Origin of the sequence: Amycolatopsis sp. CB00013 (genome assembly GCF_001905755.1) — a bacterium.
Lineage (GTDB): Bacteria > Actinomycetota > Actinomycetes > Mycobacteriales > Pseudonocardiaceae > Amycolatopsis > Amycolatopsis japonica.
This window is the reverse complement of record NZ_LIWC01000003.1, coordinates 1,030,051-1,048,737: the sequence shown is the minus strand read 5'-3', so window position 1 is coordinate 1,048,737 and position 18,687 is coordinate 1,030,051. Positions and strand designations below refer to the sequence as shown.

Here is an 18,687-nt window from a genome sequence, read left to right as displayed (position 1 = left end):
CCGGATCGGCCAAGCGGCCGAGGCGGGTGACCCCGGGAGTGTGCCTTCCCCCACTCGACCGGGCCACCATCCTGGTTACCGACCGGTAACCGGGGCTAGGGTGCGGTCAGGACAACCTCTACTTCAGGAGCATTCGTGGCCGCAGGAGCAACACCGCTCGCGCCGAACGCGCGGTCGGTACGCAATGTCGCCTTCGTCGAAGGGGTGCGGACGCCCTTCGGCAAGGCAGGCGAAAAGGGTATGTACGCCGGCACCCGCGCCGACGATCTCGTCGTCAACGCCATCCGTGAACTGCTGCGGCGGCACCCCGAGCTGCCGCCCGAGCGCGTCGACGAGGTGGCGATCGCCGCCACCACCCAGATCGGCGACCAGGGCCTGACCATCGGCCGCACCGCCGCGCTGCTGGCGGGCCTGCCGAAGTCCGTGCCCGGTTTCGCGCTGGACCGGATGTGCGCGGGCGCGATGACCGCCGTCACCACCACCGCGAGCGGGATCGGCTTCGGTGCCTACGACATCGCCATCGCCGGCGGCGTCGAGCACATGGGCCGCCACCCGATGGGCGAGGGCGTGGACCCGAACCCGCGCATCATCGCCGACAAACTCGTCGACCCGACGGCGCTCGTGATGGGCCAGACCGCGGAGAACCTGCACGACCGGTTCCCGGCGATCACCAAACAGCGCACCGACGCCTTCGCCGCCCGTAGCCAGGAGAAGTACGCCGAGGCCGTGAAGACCGGCAAGATCGGGCCCGAGCTGGTCCCGGTCGCCACCCGGTCCAAGGAACTCGGCTGGGGTCTCGCGACCGAGGACGAGCCGCCGCGCCCCGGCACCACCGTCGAGCAGCTCGCCGGGCTGAAGACACCGTTCCGCCCGCACGGCCGGATCACCGCGGGCAACGCGGCCGGGCTCAACGACGGCGCCACCGCGGCACTGCTCGCCGACGAGGACACCGCCCGCGAACTCGGCCTGCCGATCGGCATGCGCCTGGTGGGCTACTCCTTCGCCGGCGTCGAGCCGGAGGTCATGGGCATCGGCCCGGTGCCCGCCACCGAGAAGCTGTTCGCGCGCACCGGCCTGTCGATCGACGACATCGGCCTGTTCGAGATCAACGAGGCGTTCGCGGTCCAGGTGCTCGCGTTCCTCGACCACTTCGGCATCGCCGACGACGACCCCCGCGTCAACCAGTGGGGTGGCGCGATCGCCTGCGGTCACCCGCTCGCGTCCTCCGGGGTGCGGCTGATGACGCAGCTTTCGCGTCAGTTCGCCGAGCGTCCCGACGTGCGCTACGGCCTGACCACCATGTGCATCGGCATCGGCATGGGCGGCACTGTGATCTGGGAGAACCCGGCCTACAGCGACTCCAAGGGGGCGAAGTAACCATGACTTTCACCGCTGAGCAGGCGAAAGCCGCCTTCCCCGACGAGGTCGTCACCAACGCGGTCACCCGCCTGGTGAAGGTGCCCGGGCTCGACAAGCCCGTCGCGCTGATCACCCTCGACAACGGCCACGACCACACCCGGCCGAACACCTTCGGCCCGCAGGGCCTGGTGAGTCTCAACGCCGCGATCGACGCCGCCTTCGCCGCGGAACCAGCAGCGATCGCGGTCACCGGCAAGCCGTTCATCTTCGCCGTCGGCGCCGACCTTTCCGGCGTCGAAGCGGTCGCGGATCCGGCACTGGCGCGGGAGATCGCGCAGACCGGGCACGACGTGTTCCGTCGCCTCACCGAGACCGAGATCCCGACCTTCGGGTTCATCAACGGCGCGGTGATGGGCGGCGGGCTCGAACTCGCGCTCTCCTGCCACTACCGCACGCTTTCGGAGAACACCGCCGCGATCGCGTTCCCCGAGGTCTTCCTCGGCCTGTTCCCGGGCTGGGGCGGCACGCAGCTGCTGCCGAACCTCATCGGGCCGGACGCCGCGGTCACCGTGATCATCGAGAACGCGCTGGCCCAGAACAAGATGCTGAAGGTCGCGCAGGCGGCGGAGCTCGGCATCGTCGACGAGGTCTTCGGTTCGGCCGACTACCTCGAGCAGTCCCTGCTGTGGCTGGCGAAGGTCGTCAACGGCGAGATCACCCCCGCCCGCCGCGAGATCGACCGCGGCGCGGGCTGGGACGCCGCGATCGCCCGCGCCAAGGCCATTGTGGACGGTCGCACGAAGGGCGCCTCCCCCGGCGCGACCAAGGCCGTCGAGCTGCTGGAGCTGGCCCGCGAGAACGATCTGGACCGCGGCTACGCGGCCGAGACCGACGGGCTCGCCGAACTGCTCATGGACGACACCCTGCGCGCCGGGCTGTACTCGTTCAACCTGGTCAACAAGCGGGCCAAGCGGCCGGCGGGCGCGCCGGACAAGTCGCTGGCACGCAAGGTGAACAAGGTCGGCATCGTCGGCGCGGGCCTGATGGCCAGCCAGATGGCGCTCCTGTTCGTCCGCCGCCTCAAGGTGCCGGTGGTGCTCACCGACGTCGACCAGGAACGCGTCGACAAGGGTGTGTCCTATGTGCACGGTGAGATCGACAAGCTGCTGGCCAAGAAGCGGGTCTCGCCGGACGGCGCGAACCGGCTGAAGGCGCTCGTCACCGGCTCGCTCGACAAGTCGGCGTTCGCCGACGCCGACTTCGTGATCGAGGCGGTGTTCGAGGAGCTGGGCGTCAAGCAGAAGGTCTTCGCCGACCTGGAGCAGTACGTCTCGCCCGAGGCGATCCTGGCGACGAACACCTCGTCGCTGTCGATCACCGCGATGGCGTCGCAGCTGAAGCATCCCGAGCGCGTGGTCGGGTTCCACTTCTTCAACCCGGTCGCGGTGATGCCGCTGCTGGAGATCGTCCGCGCGGAGAAGACCGACGACGCCGCGCTGGCGACGGCGTTCGCGCTCGGCAAGCAGCTCAAGAAGTCGAGCGTGCTGGTCAAGGACGCGTCCGCGTTCGTGGTCAACCGGCTGCTGCTGCGGTTCCTCGGCGAGGTGCTGGTGACCGTCGACGAGGGCACGCCGTTCGACGTCGCCGACAAGGCGCTGGAGCCGCTGGGCCTGCCGATGACGCCGCTGACGCTGATGCAGCTGGTCGGCCCGGCGATCGCCCTGCACGTCGGGGAGACCCTGCACGGGGCGTTCCCGGACCGGTTCACCGTCAGCGAGAACCTCGACCGCTTCGTCAAGGCGGGCAAGAAGGGCGTCTGGCAGTGGGACGCTCACGGCAACGCCACCGTCGATCCCGAGGTGGCCGAGCTCTGGCAGCAGGGCGACTCGCCGTCGACGTCCGAGCAGGTGCGTGACCGCGCGCTGGCCGCGATCGCCGAGGAGATCCGGATCATGCTCGACGAGGGCGTGGTCGCGGAGGCGCAGGACATCGACCTGTGCCTGATCCTCGGCGCGGGCTGGCCGTTCTGGCTGGGCGGCATCACGCCGTACCTCGACCGGGCCGGCGTGTCCGAGAAGGTCAACGGCAAGCCGTTCCTGGCGCCGGGTGTGGCGAGCGTGCCGCTCTCCTGAGCCGCGACGAAAGGCCACCGTCGGCGATCCCTCGATCGCAGGCGGTGGCCTTTCACGTTTTTCGTGGATTCGATGGCGAACGGCTACGTTTTCGTGAAAGCCTGGGGTTCGTACGGGAACGTTCGTCTCCCCGGCCATCCCCCGGGGAGACGGGCATCACAGAACGCCGTGCGTTGGCCGTCCGGACATCGTCCGTTCAACGAGGCTCTTTAGCGTCCGGCCGGTGAACAGCGAAAAACCCGGCGTCGACCGCCGCGGATTCCTCAAACGCGCGGGCCTCGTGTCCGCGGCGGCCGCCGGCGCGCCACTCGCCGCCGCGGCACCGGCGGACGCCCTCGATCTGGATCTCGACCTGCTCTTCGGCCGGGACCGCTATCGGTGGCTGGCGGGCGATCACCACATCCACACGCAGTACTCCTACGACGCGATGTACACAGTGGACGGAATCGCCACCGACGCGCGCCGTCACGGGGCGGACTGGGCGGTGATCACCGATCACGGCCACGCCGCGCACGAGAAGTCGTCGGTCGAGCGGACGAACGCCGCGATCCGGGCGGCGCAGCGCGAACATCCCGATCTCCTGCTGTGGCAGGGCATGGAGTGGAACGTGCCGGGCGCCGAGCACGCGACGCTGTTCTTCCAGGCGGGCGCGGCCCAGGCCGCGAAACTGCGCGAGTTCGAGCGCGCCTTCGACTGGCGGCTGACCGGGACCGAACCGGGCACGCCGGACAACGAGGCGCTGGCCGTCAAGGCGATCCGCTGGCTCGCGGCCGAAGAGCGGGCACGTCGGATCCACGCGCCGGTGGTGGTGATCAACCATCCGCTGCGCAACGGCCGGATCGCCCCGCGCGAGATCCGTGCGCTGCGCGACGCCGCGCCCGGCATCGTCATCGGCATGGAAGGCGCGCCGGGAGCGCAGGCCGACGGTTTCCCCGAACCGCTCGGAAGCGGCGGGGGCGCGCGTGGCGGGTACGGCAACTCGCCCGGCTCGAACTCGTGGCCGGGCTTCCCTGCGTCGGCCTACCGCACCTACGGCGGCTTCGACTGGAGCACCGCGACCGTCGGCGGGCTCTGGGATTCGCTGCTGGCCGAAGGAAAGCCGTGGTGGATCACCAGCAACTCCGACTCGCACTACAACCGCGGCGACACCCACGTCCGGCCCAGCGTCCCCGACGGCTACTACGACGAGCACGGCGGCTACCCGGACCCGATCGACACCGGCGTCCCGCAGACCCTGCCGCCGTACGCGGACTTCGCTCCCGCCGAGTTCAGCCGGACGATGGTCGGCGTGACCCGCCGAAGCCACGAAGGGGTGCTGGAAGGTCTGCGCGCGGGCCGCGTCTGGGTGGCGCACGGCGGGCTCGCGCAGGAACTCGAATTCGGTGCGTACAGCGGCTGGAGCTCGGCGACGATGGGCGGCAGGCTGCGGGTCCGGCGCGGATCCGACGTCACGGTGGTCGTCTCGGCGAAGCTGGCGGCCAGGCCGAACGGCGGCGGCGCGATCCCGCGGCTCGCACGGCTCGACCTCGTTTCGGGACCGGTGACCGGCCCGGCCGCCGACCGCGACACGCAGACCGCCCCGGGTACCCGGGTTGTGCGGTCGTTCGAGCCGCGGTGGGCGCCAGGGCGGCGGGTCACCTTCCGGCACACGTTCCGCGACGTGCGTGAGCCGTTCTTCGTGCGGACACGCGGAACGGACGGCAAGAAGCACGTGCCCGGCGGGATCGAGCCGAGCGCCGACGTGATCGGGCAGTCGAACCCGTTCGAAGACCTGTGGCTGTACGGGAACCCGATCTTCGTGGACGTGCGGTAGGCGACCGGGGCCGGGTCTAGGCGCCCAGTTTGTCCGGGTCCGGCCCCAGCCGCTTCCCCTGCTCCAGCGTCGCGATCGCGGCGGTGTCGTGCGCGTCGAGCGCGAAGTCGAAGACGTCGATGTTCGCCTTGATCCGGTCCGGTGTGACGGATTTCGGGATCACCAGATGGTCCATCTCGACATGCCAGCGCAGCACGACCTGGGCCGGTGTCTTGCCGTGTTTCTCCGCGATCGTGGTGATCTTCTCGTCGGCGAGCAGGTCTCCGCCGCGCGCCAGCGGGCCCCACGCCTCGGTGACGATCTCGTGCTTCTCGTGGAAGTCCCGCAGCAACGGCTGCTGCAGCCACGGGTGGCATTCGATCTGGTTCACCGCGGGAACGGTCCCGGTCTCCTCGATCAGCCGTTCCAGATGCGGGATCTGGAAGTTCGAGACGCCGATCGCCTTCGCCCGGCCGTCGGAGGCGATCTTTTCCAGCGCCCGCCACGTTTCCACGTACTTGTCCTGCGCGGGCAGCGGCCAGTGGATCAGGTACAGGTCGACGTAGTCGAGCCCCAGTTCGCTCAGGCTCGTGTCGAAGGCGCGCAACGCCGAGTCGTAGCCGTGTTCGGTGTTCCACAGTTTCGTGGTGACGAACAGTTCCTCGCGTGGCAGCCCGCTGGTGCGGACGGCCTCGCCGACGCCGCGTTCGTTGGCGTACAGGGTCGCCGTGTCGATGGCGCGGTACCCCGCCTCGATGGCGGTGCGGATCGCGCCGGTGACCTCGTCGTCGCCGATCTTGTACACCCCGAACCCGAGTTGCGGGAGGGATGTTCCGTTGTTCAGCCGAATACTGGGAACCATGCTCGAACCGTAACCCCCGCCGGGGGTCAGGGCAGAGCGGGCAGGTGGACGGTCACCGAAAGACCGCCACCCACAACGGGTTCCGCGGACACCGTGCCGCCGTGCGCCTGCACCGCGGCCCGCACGATCGAGAGCCCCAGGCCGGCACCGGTGCGGGCCGTCCTGGCGACGCCGGCGCGGCGGAACGGCTCGAACAGTTCGGGGACCGCGGCCGGATCGAGCAGCCCGCCCGAAGACCGCACCCGCAGCACCGACCACTGTGGACCGGCCTGCGTGACGACGTCCAGCCAGCCGCCGTCGACGTTGTGCCGCACGGCGTTCTCCAGCAGGTTGCCCGCGATCCGTTCCAGCAGCGCGGGATCGCCGAACGTCGCCGCGCCCTGGGTCGCGAATTCGGTGCGGATGCCGCGCTTCTCGGCTTCGGCGCGCACCGCGCGCCAGGCGCTCGCGACGATCACCGCGAGGTCGACCGGTTCCCTGGCCACCAGTCCCGCGCCGTCCGTACGGGCGAGCAGCAGCAGCGAACCGACGAGCCGCTCGGCCCGCTCCGTCGCGTCACGGACGACACCCGCCATCCGGCGTAATTCGGCTTCGTCCGCTTGCTCATCGGCCAGGGTGACGTCGAGTTCGGTGCGGATGACGGCGAGCGGCGTCCGCAGTTCGTGGCTGGCGTTCGCGACGAAATGCCGCTGCGCGTCGAACGCGGCCTGCAACCGGTCGAGCATGTCGTCGAAGGTCTCGGCCAGTTCCGCGAGTTCGTCCTTCGTGTGGACCTCGCCGATCCGCTCCCCCATCGACTCGATCGAGAGACGGCGCGCGGTACCGCTGATCTCGCGCAGCGGCCGCAGGACCCGCGCGGTGAACGTCCACGCGAGGATCCCCGCCGCCAGCACGACGAAACAGAACGCGACCGCGCCGAACAGCAGCACCCGGTTCCTGGCGTAGACCCGCAGATGCTCGGTGACGGCGGACGCGTCGACCTCGACGCCGTCGACGCGCACCGTGGTGCCGGGCGGAAGCTGCGGCACGGCGGAAACCGCGTCGCCGACCAGATTCCAGGTCAGCCAGAGCAGCAGGACGCTGACCAGTGCCACCAGCCCGGTCGCGAGCAACGTGACCCGCGCGCGCAGGCTGCGGGCACCGGACAGGTTCACCCGCGTGCGGTCCCCTGCTCCGGCACCCGGTAGCCGGAGCCGACGACGGTTTCGATGATGCCCGGCTCGCCGAGTTTCTTCCGCAGGGTCATCACGGTGACCCGGACGGTGGTGGTGAACGGGTCGGCGTTCTCGTCCCACACGCGTTCGAGCAGTTCTTCGCTGCTGACCACCGAACCGGCAGCCGACAGCAGCACCTCCAGCACGCCGAACTCCTTGCGGGTCAGCTCGACCGGACCGCTCGCGCGGCGGACGGTCCGCCTCGCCGGGTCCAGTTCGACGTCGCCCGAAGTCAGCAGCGGCGGCGCGGCCGGGGTCGCGCGGCGGCCCAGCGCCCGCACGCGTGCGACGAGTTCGGGGAAGGCGAACGGTTTGGCGAGATAATCGTCGGCGCCGAGGGAAAGGCCGTCGACGCGGTCCGAAACGGAACTGCTCGCGGTGAGCATCAGGACGCGGGTCAGCTCGCCGGACGCGACGATCTCGCGGCACAGGTCGTCACCGGACATACCGGGCAGGTCGCGGTCGAGCAGCACGACGTCGTACCGGGTGACGGCGGCCTTCTCGTGCCCGTCGTCACCGGTGAGCGCGATGTCCACCGCCATGCCCTCGCGCCGCAGGCCGCGTGCGATCGCGTCGGCGAGGGGTTCTTCGTCTTCGACTACCAGAATTCGCACGACCCTACGTTGCCACATTTACCTGAGAGTGACCTGATTGGACTCGTGAGTCCTTTTCGGCACCTACTGGCTCCTGGCCACTGGTCCCGGGCCCGGTCCGTGATGGCCCCCTTCACGGACTGTGGCTGGCGGTCGACGGGGGAGGATTCCGGCCGTTGAACGTCCGGAATCTTCCCCCGTCACCTCGTCTGCCACCGGTCGCGCCTGGCGCGACCTTGATCAACGGAGGATAGGGGACGTTGAGTGTCCCAAATCCTCCATCGTCGCGCCGGCAGCCGCGGAACCAATCGGTGGCTTCGCGTGATCGGCCGGACGGCACGTGTGATCAGATGGACGACACGCTCGTGGCGATGCTTTCGCCGTGAGTCGTCCGCCCAGACACGCGTGTCGTCCGTCTGATCACACGTGCCGTCCATCCAGTCACGCAAGACCGCCAGTAGGTACTCAGGACGCCCTTCGCCCTAGCCGCCGCTACCACTCACGAGGACCAGCGCAGGGCGAACCACAGCCGCATCCGGGTCTCCGGATCCGCCAGATCCACCTCCAGCGCCCGTTCGATCTGCCCGATCCGGTGCCGGACGCTGTTGCGGTGCACGCCGAGTTCGGCGGCCGTGCGGTCCCAGCCGCCGTGATGCGCGAGCCACGTCCGCAGCGTGGCGACCAGTTCACGGTCACCCTTCCGGTCGAGTTCGTGCAACGGCGCCAGCACCTGGGCGGCGAACCCGGCCGCGGCGCCCGGGTCGATCAGCGCGTCCAGTCCCGAGGGACCTTCCGCCACCACCGGCCGTCCCAGCGCGGCGGCCCGCGTCAGCAGCAGCTCGATCTCACCCGCCGCTTCGGGAAGCCGTCCGGGCGGGACGGGCGAACCCACCACCGCGAGCCAGCCGTCGGCGCGGAGCCGGTCGAGGTCACCGGCCTCCGGCGCCTCGCGGACGATCGCGTCGAAGCGCGGCCCCGGCCGCAGCCGGACGAGCGGGGTGTCGAGCCGGGCGCGCAGCCAGTCGTAGCGGACGGCCACCTCGTTCGGCCCTTTGCGGTACGCGATCCCGGCGACCAGACGGCGTTCGTCCCCGCCGATCACCTCGGTCTCCCCCAGCAGCAGCCCTGTCGCGGTGGCGCCCAGCCCGGCCGCGTCCGAACCCGCGCGGCCCGCCAGCCCGAGCAGCGCCGCCCCGACCGACAGGATCGAGCGGTCCGCGCCGTCGAACCGCTCGACCCGGCCGACCACGACCAGATGCGACGCCGTCGCCTGCGGGTACACCGGCTGCGCGACGACGTGCGTGCCGTCGGCCAGTTCCGTGGTCGCGCTGCGGATCCCCCGGCCGGCCCGCAGCGTGGCGACCAGTTCCCGGACCTCGCCGGGCAGTGGTGACGGAGCCCCGTGGTCTGCGGCCAGGACGTCGCCGACGCCGACCAGCGCCACCCACGCCCCCAGCCGTCCGGCCAGCGCGCTCGCCAGTTCCCCGAGCCCGTCGCCCGCCGCCCTGGTCAGCGCCTCGCGCGCGACCGCGATCCGCCGCTGTTCCCGCTGCCCCGCCTCGGCGAGCGCGACCGACACCGCCCGGCTGATCGCGAGGAACGGCGTCCGCGGCTGGACGACCAGCAGCGGGAGACCGTGCCGGGCGCACGCCGTCAGCAGGGGCGGGGGCAGCGTCTCGTAGGCGCCGGGGGTGAGCCCGAACCCGAGCGCGGAGACGCCGCTGCCGGCCAGCCGCCGGACGTAGCGATCGATCTCGGCCGGTTCCACCGGCAGGTTCACCCCGGCGGTGAGCAGCAGCTCCGCCCCGAGCAGGTACGGCACGGGATCCAGCAGCTCGCTGACGTGGGCCCAGCGCACCGGGGCGTCGAGCGCGCCCGGGCGCAGGGTCTCCACGACCGGGTCGAGTGCGAGTTCCGGGTTGCCGACCACGGCGCGTAACGGGACATTCACATCCGAGTCGAACGGATCGTGGCTTTGGGTCATTTCATCCTCGATCTCCGATGACTTCGGATGGATCATCCCATGTCGTTCAAGCCGCGAACGAACCTACGGTGACCCGAACGAAGCGAACAGCCCCAAGTCAAGGAGGACACCGTGGCCGGTGACTACGCGGTGATCGCGCTCTACATAGCGGGCATGATCGGGGTCGGCTGGTTCGGGCTGCGGCTCGCCAAGACCAAATCCGACTACCTCGTCGCGGGCCGCCGCCTCGGCTGGTTCATGTACTCGGGCACGATGTCCGCGGTCGTCCTCGGCGGCGCTTCGACCGTCGGCGGGGTGAAACTCGGCTACACCTACGGCATCTCCGGCGCCTGGCTCGTGATCGCGATCGGCGTCGGCATCCTGGTCCTGCACACGCTGTTCGCGCGGCGGCTGGTGAAACTCCGCGTCTACACCGTCGGCGAGATGCTCGACCTGCGCTACGGCGGCTCCACCAGCACCATCTCCGGCGTGGTCATGTGGGGCTACACGCTGATGCTGACCGTCACCTCGACGCTGGCGTTCGCCACCATCTTCAAGGTCCTCTTCAACGTGCCGAGCTGGGCGGGTATCGCCATCGGCGGCTCGATCGTGGTGCTCTACTCGGTGCTCGGCGGCATGTGGTCGATCACGCTGACCGACATCGTCCAGTTCGTCATCAAGACCATCGGCATCCTGCTGATCCTGCTGCCGGTCTCGATCGTCTCCGCGGGCGGTTTCGACGGTATGGCCGCGCGGCTGGACGAGAGCTACTTCGAGCTGACCGCCATCGGCGGCGACACGATCTTCACCTACTTCCTCATCTACAGCTTCGGCCTGCTGATCGGCCAGGACATCTGGCAGCGCGTGTTCACCGCGCGGACGCCGGGTATCGCGACCGGCGGCGGCGTCATCTCCGGCGTCTACTGCCTCGTCTACGGTCTCGCCGGCGCGCTGATCGGCACCGCGGCCAAGACGCTGTACCCGAACCTCGCCAGCGCACAGGACGCGTTCGCGACCATCGTCGAGCAGCAGCTGCCCGCCGGGATCCGCGGGCTGGTGCTCGCGGCGGCGCTCTCGGCGATGATGTCGACCGCGAGCGGCGCGCTCATCGCCTGCTCCACGGTCAGCACCTCGGACCTGCTTTCCAAGCTGGGCCTCAAAAAGGCCGTCAACGAAGTGACACGGAACCGGGTCACGACGCTGGTTCTCGGCATCGTCGCGATCGGCATCGCGATGATCGTGGACGACGTCGTCAACGCGCTGACCATCGCCTACGACATCCTCGTCGGCGGTCTGCTGGTCGCGATCATCGGCGGCCTGGCCTGGAAACGCGGCACCCGCCAGGGCGCGCTCGCGTCGATGGTGGTCGGCACCGTCGTGGTCATCACGTTCATGTTCGTCGACGGCGTCGAGGCCAACAGCCCGATCTACTGGGGCCTCGGCTCCAGCCTCGCGGTGTACCTGCTGGTCAGCTTCCTGACCCCGCGTACCTCCGACGAAATCCTCACCGTGTGGACCCGCCGCCTGAACGGCAGCGCGGTCGCCGAAGAAGAAGAGGCGAAACTCGCCGCTTCGCAGTCCTGAAACATCAGAAGGAGACACAGTGCCTGAGCAGAACCCGATCGGACCCGTCGACTCTTCGAGGGTGCCCCGGTTCGCCGGTTTCGCGACCTTCGCGAGGCTTCCGCGGATCGATCAGGTCGAGCGCGCCGACGTCGCCGTCGTCGGGGTGCCGTTCGACGCCGGGGTGTCCTACCGCCCCGGCGCGCGCTTCGGCCCCTCCGCGCTCCGTGAGGCCAGCCGGCTCCTTCGCCCGTACCACCCGGAACTCGACGTTTCCCCGTTCGCCGAAACGCAGGTGGTCGACGCCGGCGACATCGCGCTCAACCCGTTCAACATCGGCGAGGCGATCGAAACGCTGCAGAGCGAGGCCGAGGCGCTCACCGCGAACGGGACACGGCTGGTGACCGTCGGCGGCGACCACACGATCGCGCTGCCGCTGCTGCGGGCGGCGGCGAAGAAGCACGGACCGGTGGCGCTGCTGCACTTCGACGCGCACCTCGACACCTGGGACACCTACTTCGGCGAGCCATACACCCACGGCACCCCGTTCCGGCGGGCGTCCGAGGAAGGCATCCTCGACACCGAAGCGCTGTCCCACGTCGGCACGCGCGGCCCGCTGTACGGCAAGCGGGATCTGGAGGAGGACCGCCGCCTCGGATTCGGCATCGTCACCTCCGGCGACGTCATGCGCCGCGGGGTCGCCGAGACCATCGACGCGCTGCGCCAGCGCATCGGCGGCCGCCCGCTCTACATCTCGGTCGACATCGACGTGCTCGACCCGGCGCACGCGCCCGGCACCGGCACCCCCGAAGCGGGCGGTATGACCAGCCGCGAACTGCTGGAGATCCTACGCGGGCTGCGGGACTGCAACCTCGTCGGAGCCGATGTGGTGGAGCTGGCCCCGGCCTACGATCATGCCGAGATCACCGCCATCGCGGCTTCCCACGTCGCCTACGACCTGGTGAGCCTGCTCAGTTTGGGGAAGAGCGCATGACACAACGCATCGGCGGCGACATCGTCGTCGAAACTCTCCACGCGCTCGGCGCGGACACCGTGTTCGGCCTGCCGGGCCAGCACGCGCTCGGTCTGTTCGAAGCGTTGCGGCGCACGGACGACCTGCGCGTCATCAGTTCGCGGGTGGAGAACAACCTGGCGTTCGCGGCCGACGGGCACGCCCGCGCCCGGCTCGCGGCGGATCCCGAAGGCCCGGTCCCGGTGACGCCGATGATCGTATCGACCGGCCCCGGCGCGCTGCTGACTTTGGCCTCACTGCAGGAATCGCGGGCGGCGTCGGTCCCGGTGCTCGGGATCTCCAGCCAGATCCCGGTCGCCGGGCTCGGCGGCGGACGGCACGGCTATCTGCACGAACTGCCCGATCAGCAGGCCAGTTTCCGCGATGTCGTGAAGTCGGTGCACGTGGTGCGCACCGTCGGCCAGATCCCGACGGCGTTGCGCGAGGCGTGGGAATCGGCGGCGACCGCGCCCTACGGTCCGGTGTGGGTCGAGATCCCGCAGGACATCCTGCTGGCGCCGACGGATCTGCCGCGGATCACGTCCGTGGCCGCACGGCCCGCTCCGCTCGCGCCGTTGCCGGAGCTCGTCACCGAAGCGGCGAAACTCCTTGGCGCGGCGGAGAATCCGGTGATCCTCGCCGGTGGTGGCGCACTGCGCTCGGGCGCGCACGCGGAGCTGAAGGCGCTCGCGGAGGCTTTGCGCGCGCCGGTGCTGTCGACGTTCGGCGGCAAGGGCGTCTTCGGCTGGGACCACGAGCTGTCCGGGCAGTCGTGGCTGGAGGACTGGCACAGCACCGAATTCCTGTCCGCCGCGGATGTGCTGCTGGTGCTGGGTTCCGGCCTCGGCGAGCTGTCCAGCAACTACCGTGAGTTCGCCCCGCGCGGCCGGGTGATCCAGGTCGAGGCCGATCTCGGGAAGCTGGAGTCGAACTACCCGGCGCTGGGTATCCACGCCGACGTCCGCCTAGCCCTGCAAGGACTTCTGGAGCAGGTTCCGTTCCGGCAATCAGACGGCGCCGCCGAAAAGGCGGTGACGGAACTGCTGACGAAGGTGCGTGAACGCCTCGACGGCCAGTCCCTCGAAGCCGAGCGCAAGCTCATCGACGACATCCGCGCGGCGATCCCCGAAGGCACCCAGACGTTCTGGGACATGACGATCGCGGCCTACTGGGCCTGGTCGGCGTGGAATCCCGAGGGCGCGCCGATCCACACCGCGCAGGGCGCGGGCGGGCTCGGCTACGGCCTGCCCGGCGCGCTCGGCGGTGCCGCCGCGACCGGCGGCCCGGCGCTCGCGGTCTCCGGCGACGGCGGCGCGATGTACGGCATCGCGGAACTGGCCACGGCGGTCCAGCACGGGCTGGACGTCACCTGGCTCATCGTCGACGACGGCGGTTACGGCATCCTGCGCGAGTACCTGACCGGCGCGTTCGGGCAGTCCACCGCCACCGAACTCGCCCGCCCCGATTTCGCCGCGCTGGCGAAGTCCTTCGGCGTCGGCGCGATCGTGTCCTCTTTGGACACCGTCGGGAAGGACCTCGCCGACGCGCTGGCCACACCGGGCCCGTCCGTGGTCGTCCTGCCCGCCCTGCTCAAGATGTTCGAGCCGACCCACCTGGAGAAGAAATGACTCAGGTCCTCAATTTCGTCGACGGCGCCGAGGTACCGGCGTCGGGCTCGCGGACGCTCGACCTGGTGAATCCCGCCACCGGTGAGGTCTTCGGCACCAGCGTCCTTTCGGAACAGTCCGATGTGGACGCCGCGCTGGCCGCCGCCGAACGGGCGTTCAAGGTGTGGCGCAAGAGCACGCCCGCCCAGCGTCAGCTCGCGCTGCTGAAGATCGCCGACGCGCTGGAATCCCGCGCGGAGGAGTTCGCCGAGCTCGAAATCCGGGAGACCGGCAAGATCCGCGCCGTCGTGCTGGACGAGGAGATCCCGGAGTGCGTCAGCGCGCTGCGGTTCTTCGCCGGTGCGGCGCGGCAGCTCGAAGGCACCGCGTCCGGGGAGTATCTGCCCGGGCACACGTCGGCGATCCGCCGGGAGCCGGTCGGCGTCTGCGCGCAGATCGCGCCGTGGAACTACCCGCTGATGATGGGTGTCTGGAAGATCGCCCCGGCCTTGGCGGCGGGCAACACCGTCGTGCTGAAACCCGCGGAGACCACGCCGTCGACGGCCGTGCTGCTGGCGAAGGTCGCGGCGGAGTTCCTGCCGCAGGGCGCTTTCAACGTGCTGTGCGGCGACCGCGACACCGGCCGCGCGCTGGTGAAGCACCCGATCACCGAGCTGGTGTCGATCACCGGGTCGACCCGCGCCGGGATCGACGTCGCCACCGTCGCGGCGGCCGACCTCAAGCGCACGCACCTCGAACTCGGCGGCAACGCGCCGCTGCTGGTCTTCGGCGACGTGAACCTCGCCGAAGCGGCCGAGGGCATCGTCGGCGCGGCGTTCTACAACGCCGGGCAGGACTGCACGGCGGGCAGCCGGGTGCTGGTGGACGCGGCGATCCACGACGAGTTCGTCGCGGAGCTGACCAAGGCCGCCGCCGCGCAGACCCCGGGCGAGGACTTCGGCCCGCTCAACAGCGAGGCGCAGTTCGGGCGGGTCCGCGGGCTCGTCGAGCGGCTGCCCTCGCACGCTCGCGTGGAGACCGGCGGCACTCCCGCCGGCGACCGCGGTTTCTTCTTCTCCCCCACCGTGGTCTCGGGCCTGAAGCAGGACGACGAGATCGTTCAGGAGGAGATCTTCGGCCCGGTGATCACCGTTCAGTCCTTTGTGGACGAGGACGAGGCGGTACGCCTGGCCAACGGCGTCCCCTACGGGCTGGCGTCGTCGATCTGGACCAACGACCTGTCACGCGCGACCCGCGTTTCGGGCGAACTCGACTTCGGCTGCGTCTGGGTCAACACCCACGGGCCGCTGGTCTCGGAAATGCCCCATGGCGGCTTCGGGCACTCGGGCCACGGGAAGGACCTCTCGTCCTACTCCTTCGCCGAGTACACCCGCGTGAAGCACGTCATGACCCGCTTCGCCTGATCGCGTTTCGTCCTCTGAACGCGGTACTTGCGTGTGCAAGGACCGCATTCAGAGGACTAAACGCATAGCTGGAGGTCCCCATGGGTGACAAGGTCACCGAAGTCGAGCAGCACGGCATCGCGCCGATCCCGCCGGAGGAACAGACCTCGCGTCCGCGCGACCTGTTCCGGATGGCGTTCGGCGGCGCCAACACCTTCGCCACCATCATCCTCGGGACCCTCCCGATCGCCTTCGGGCTGAGCTTCCGGGCGGCGGTGGCGGCCACCATCGCGGGCGTGGTCGTCGGCGCGCTGGTGCTCTCGCCGATGTCGTTGTTCGGCCCGCTCACCCGGACCAACAACGCGGTCTCCTCCGGCGCGCATTTCGGCGTCGTCGGCCGCTGTGTCGGCTCCTTCCTCTCCCTGCTGACGGCGATCACCTTCTTCGCCATCTCGGTCTGGGTGAGCGGCGACGCCGTCGCCGGTGCGGCACAACGGCTTTTCGGCTTCGACGGCGGCGAAGTGCTCCGCGGCGTCGCGTACGGCGTCATCGCGATCGCCACGCTGGTGGTGTGCATCTACGGCTACCGGTTCATGCTGCTGGTGAACCGGGTCGCCGTGGTGCTGGGCACGGCGATCATGCTGCTCGGCATCGTGGCCTACGGCGGCACGTTCGACCCCGGGTTCGCCGGCACGGGCACCTACGCGCTCGGCGACTTCTGGCCGACGTGGATCCTGGCCGCGCTCACCACGATGGCGAACCCGATCTCGTTCGGCGCCTTCCTCGGCGACTGGACGCGCTACATCCCGGCGCGGCACAGCCGCCGTTCCCTGCTGGCCGCGCCGTTCCTGGCGCAGGTGGCGACGTTGCTGCCGTTCGGGTTCGGCATCGCCACCGCCACCCTGGTCGCGGATCCGGCCGACTACATCACCGGCCTGACCGCGATCTCCCCGCTCTGGTACGCGATCCCGCTGATCGTCGTCGCGCTGATCGGCGGGCTGTCCACCGGTACGACGTCGCTCTACGGGACCGGGCTGGACTTCAGCTCGATCTTCGTGAAGCTGAGCCGCGTGCAAGCGACGCTGCTGATCGGCTCGCTCAGTGTCGTGTTCATCTTCGTCGGCAATTTCGTGCTGGACATGGTGTCCAGCATCAACGCCTTCGCCACGCTGATCGTGCTGTGCACGTCGCCGTGGATGGTGATCATGATGATCGGTTTCGTGCTGCGGCGCGGGTTCTACGACCCGGACGACCTCCAGGTGTTCAACCAGGGCCGCAAGGGCGGGCGCTACTGGTTCACCCGCGGGGTGAACTGGCGCGCGATGGCCGCGTGGATCCCGGCGACGACGCTGGGCCTGCTGACGGCCAACACCCCGATGATCGCCGGGCCGTTCAAGGACATCGCGGGCGGCGTCGACATCAGCATGGTGGTGACGCTGTGCACGGCGGCGATCGCGTATCCCGTGCTGGTGAAGCTCTTCCCCGAGCCGCGGGAGGTCTACTCGTACGCGGAGCCCGTCGCGGAACCGGCCGTCGCGGTCTAGGCGAAGCGGCGCAGCGCCCCGAGGAACAACGCGTCGAAGGCGCGGTCCGGGAGCACCCGGCGCACGAACAGGATCGGCTTCGCCCCGAAACCGGCGGCGTAGCGGGTCTTCGGGCGCCGGGCCCGGACCGCCTTCACGATGACGTCGGCGATCACCTTGGGGTGGGAACCGCGCGCGGCCTGGTCGAAGAACTTCGCGAGTGCCTTCGCCTGCGGCGCGTACGCGGTGTCGCCCGAGGTCTTGAGCAGGTTCTCGACGGCGATGCCGCCCCATTCGGTCTTGATGGCGCCGGGTTCGACCACCACGACGTCGATGCCGAACGGCTTGAGCTCCAGCCGCAGTGAGTCGCTGAGTCCTTCGACCGCGAACTTCGTCGAGTGGTACCAGCCGCCGAGCGGTTCGTAGATCTTGCCGCCGATCGACGAGATGTTCACGATCTTGCCGGAGCCCTGGGCGCGCATATGTGGTGTGGTCAGCTGGACGAGCCGCGCGAGCCCGAACAGGTTGACCTCGAACTGGTACTTCCCCTCCGAGAGCGGCACGTCCTCGAAGGCGCCGTACGAGCCGTAGCCCGCGTTGTTGACCAGGACGTCGATACGGCCGGACTCCTCGATGATCCGCTCGATACCCGCGACCATCGACGCGTCGTCGGTGACGTCCATCGCGAGGACCTTGACCCCGCGCTCGGCGAGACCCGCCATCCGCTCGACGCGCCTCGCGGCGCCGTAGACCGTGTAGCCAGCGTCCTTCAACGCCAGCGCCGTGGCTTCGCCGATCCCCGCTGAGGCTCCCGTGACCAGTGCGACCTTCATGTCCATCTCCTAACTAACCAGTTGGTTGCCAATTCAGGCTGCCACGCGGCCGGGCTAGCTGTCAACCAACCAGTTAGTTAGACTGGGTCACATGGTCAGGGACAAGGAAGCGACCAAGCGGAAACTGCTGGACGCGGCGACGACGGAGTTCGCGACGTACGGCATCGCCGGCGCCAGGGTGGATCGCATCGCGAAGAACGCGGGCGCGAACAAGGCGCTGATCTACGCCTATTTCTGCAGCAAGGAAGAGCTTTTCGAGAAGGTCGTGGAGGAGCAGGTGGACCTCGCCATCCGAACCCTCACGATCACGCCCGCAGACCTGCCCGGCTACGCGGGCAGGCTGTTCGACCGCTACCTCGAGCACCCCCAGCTCCTGCGGCTCATGGGCTGGCTGCGCCTGGAGAACGGCTTCGACGCGGCGCCCGAGGCCGAGGTCCGGGCGCACGCGGACAAGGTCGCCGCGATCCAGGCTGCGCAACGGGCGGGCACCGTGCCGGACCACTTCGACGCCGAGGAACTGCTGAGCCTCGTCGTACACCTGTCGATCCTCGGGTTCTCCTCCCCCACCGCGACGCGCGACCTCGTGGTGCGGGCGGTCGGGCGGATCGTGGGCACCTGAGCCGGGCTTTCGCGCGACCGCCGGGTACGCGGCGGTGAACTCCCGGGGGGGTAGCGCGTGCCATGAAAGGTCCTTTCCTTGCAAAATTTGCAAGGAAAGGACCTTTCATGGCGCGCTTCTCAGCGGCGCGTGTCGTCCGGCGCCGGAGTCCGGCTCGCCAGCCTGGGCTCGATCAGTGGGGTCGTGAGTGGCGACTTGTGTTCTAGCCCGAA

The 18,687-nt window shown here is 69.7% G+C and carries 14 protein-coding genes; 9 read left to right on the top strand and 5 right to left on the bottom strand.

Translation table 11 applies throughout. The features are described from left to right. Nucleotides 1-135 precede the first annotated feature (135 nt). The 3 genes from AMK34_RS24500 to AMK34_RS24490 all read left to right on the top strand — a co-directional run bounded on the left by AMK34_RS24500 (nt 136) and on the right by AMK34_RS24490 (nt 5,304). Entirely contained in the window at nt 136-1,377 is a 1,242-nt protein-coding gene (locus AMK34_RS24500) for a thiolase family protein (RefSeq protein WP_073846907.1), read from the top strand. 2 nt (nt 1,378-1,379) lie between these two features. Beyond that, on the top strand, nt 1,380-3,491 hold the full coding sequence (locus AMK34_RS24495; RefSeq protein ID WP_073846906.1) for a 3-hydroxyacyl-CoA dehydrogenase NAD-binding domain-containing protein: 2,112 nt from the start codon (nt 1,380-1,382) through the stop codon (nt 3,489-3,491). Between the two features lie 223 nt (nt 3,492-3,714). Beyond that, nucleotides 3,715-5,304 (top strand): PHP domain-containing protein, encoded by a 1,590-nt coding sequence (locus AMK34_RS24490; RefSeq protein WP_073846905.1) that lies wholly within the window; start codon nt 3,715-3,717, stop codon nt 5,302-5,304. A 16-nt stretch (nt 5,305-5,320) separates the two neighbouring features. Here AMK34_RS24490 and AMK34_RS24485 read toward each other — a convergent pair whose 3' ends face one another. The 4 genes from AMK34_RS24485 to AMK34_RS43260 all read right to left on the bottom strand — a co-directional run bounded on the left by AMK34_RS24485 (nt 5,321) and on the right by AMK34_RS43260 (nt 9,936). Beyond that, complete coding sequence (locus AMK34_RS24485; protein ID WP_073846904.1) at nt 5,321-6,145, bottom strand: aldo/keto reductase; 825 nt, start codon at nt 6,143-6,145, stop codon at nt 5,321-5,323. Nucleotides 6,146-6,171: 26 nt separating this feature from the next. Beyond that, entirely contained in the window at nt 6,172-7,299 is a 1,128-nt protein-coding gene (locus AMK34_RS24480; protein ID WP_073846903.1) for a sensor histidine kinase, read from the bottom strand. Next, nucleotides 7,296-7,973 (bottom strand): response regulator transcription factor, encoded by a 678-nt coding sequence (locus tag AMK34_RS24475; protein WP_007033550.1) that lies wholly within the window; start codon nt 7,971-7,973, stop codon nt 7,296-7,298. The genes AMK34_RS24480 and AMK34_RS24475 overlap by 4 nt, the downstream gene beginning before the upstream one ends. Before the next feature lie 478 nt (nt 7,974-8,451). After that, nucleotides 8,452-9,936 carry a PucR family transcriptional regulator ligand-binding domain-containing protein gene (locus AMK34_RS43260; RefSeq protein WP_198941730.1) on the bottom strand — a complete coding sequence of 495 codons (1,485 nt, stop codon included), beginning with the start codon at nt 9,934-9,936 and terminating at the stop codon, nt 8,452-8,454. Between the two features lie 111 nt (nt 9,937-10,047). On the opposite strand from AMK34_RS43260, the gene AMK34_RS24465 reads away from it, so the two are divergent. The 5 genes from AMK34_RS24465 (at nt 10,048) to AMK34_RS24445 (ending at nt 17,044) form a co-directional block, all read left to right on the top strand. Then, entirely contained in the window at nt 10,048-11,499 is a 1,452-nt protein-coding gene (locus tag AMK34_RS24465; RefSeq protein ID WP_073846902.1) for a sodium:solute symporter, read from the top strand. Nucleotides 11,500-11,518: 19 nt separating this feature from the next. Continuing rightward, nucleotides 11,519-12,472 carry an agmatinase gene (gene speB / locus AMK34_RS24460; RefSeq protein ID WP_073846901.1) on the top strand — a complete coding sequence of 318 codons (954 nt, stop codon included), beginning with the start codon at nt 11,519-11,521 and terminating at the stop codon, nt 12,470-12,472. Continuing rightward, nucleotides 12,469-14,118 carry a thiamine pyrophosphate-binding protein gene (locus AMK34_RS24455; protein ID WP_073846900.1) on the top strand — a complete coding sequence of 550 codons (1,650 nt, stop codon included), beginning with the start codon at nt 12,469-12,471 and terminating at the stop codon, nt 14,116-14,118. Before speB ends, AMK34_RS24455 begins: the two co-directional genes overlap by 4 nt. After that, nucleotides 14,115-15,521, top strand: coding sequence for an aminobutyraldehyde dehydrogenase (locus AMK34_RS24450; protein ID WP_073846899.1), 1,407 nt, complete (start codon nt 14,115-14,117; stop codon nt 15,519-15,521). The genes AMK34_RS24455 and AMK34_RS24450 overlap by 4 nt, the downstream gene beginning before the upstream one ends. Before the next feature lie 80 nt (nt 15,522-15,601). Then, nucleotides 15,602-17,044: a purine-cytosine permease family protein gene (locus tag AMK34_RS24445; protein WP_038515771.1), complete on the top strand. Its 1,443-nt coding sequence runs from the start codon at nt 15,602-15,604 to the stop codon at nt 17,042-17,044. On the opposite strand, the gene AMK34_RS24440 is transcribed toward AMK34_RS24445, so the two are convergent. Further along, on the bottom strand, nt 17,041-17,856 hold the full coding sequence (locus tag AMK34_RS24440) for an oxidoreductase (protein ID WP_073846898.1): 816 nt from the start codon (nt 17,854-17,856) through the stop codon (nt 17,041-17,043). The two genes, AMK34_RS24445 and AMK34_RS24440, sit on opposite strands and share 4 nt — an antisense overlap. 91 nt (nt 17,857-17,947) lie before the next feature. On the opposite strand from AMK34_RS24440, the gene AMK34_RS24435 reads away from it, so the two are divergent. Next, nucleotides 17,948-18,475: a TetR/AcrR family transcriptional regulator gene (locus tag AMK34_RS24435; protein ID WP_073846897.1), complete on the top strand. Its 528-nt coding sequence runs from the start codon at nt 17,948-17,950 to the stop codon at nt 18,473-18,475. Nucleotides 18,476-18,687 lie beyond the last annotated feature (212 nt).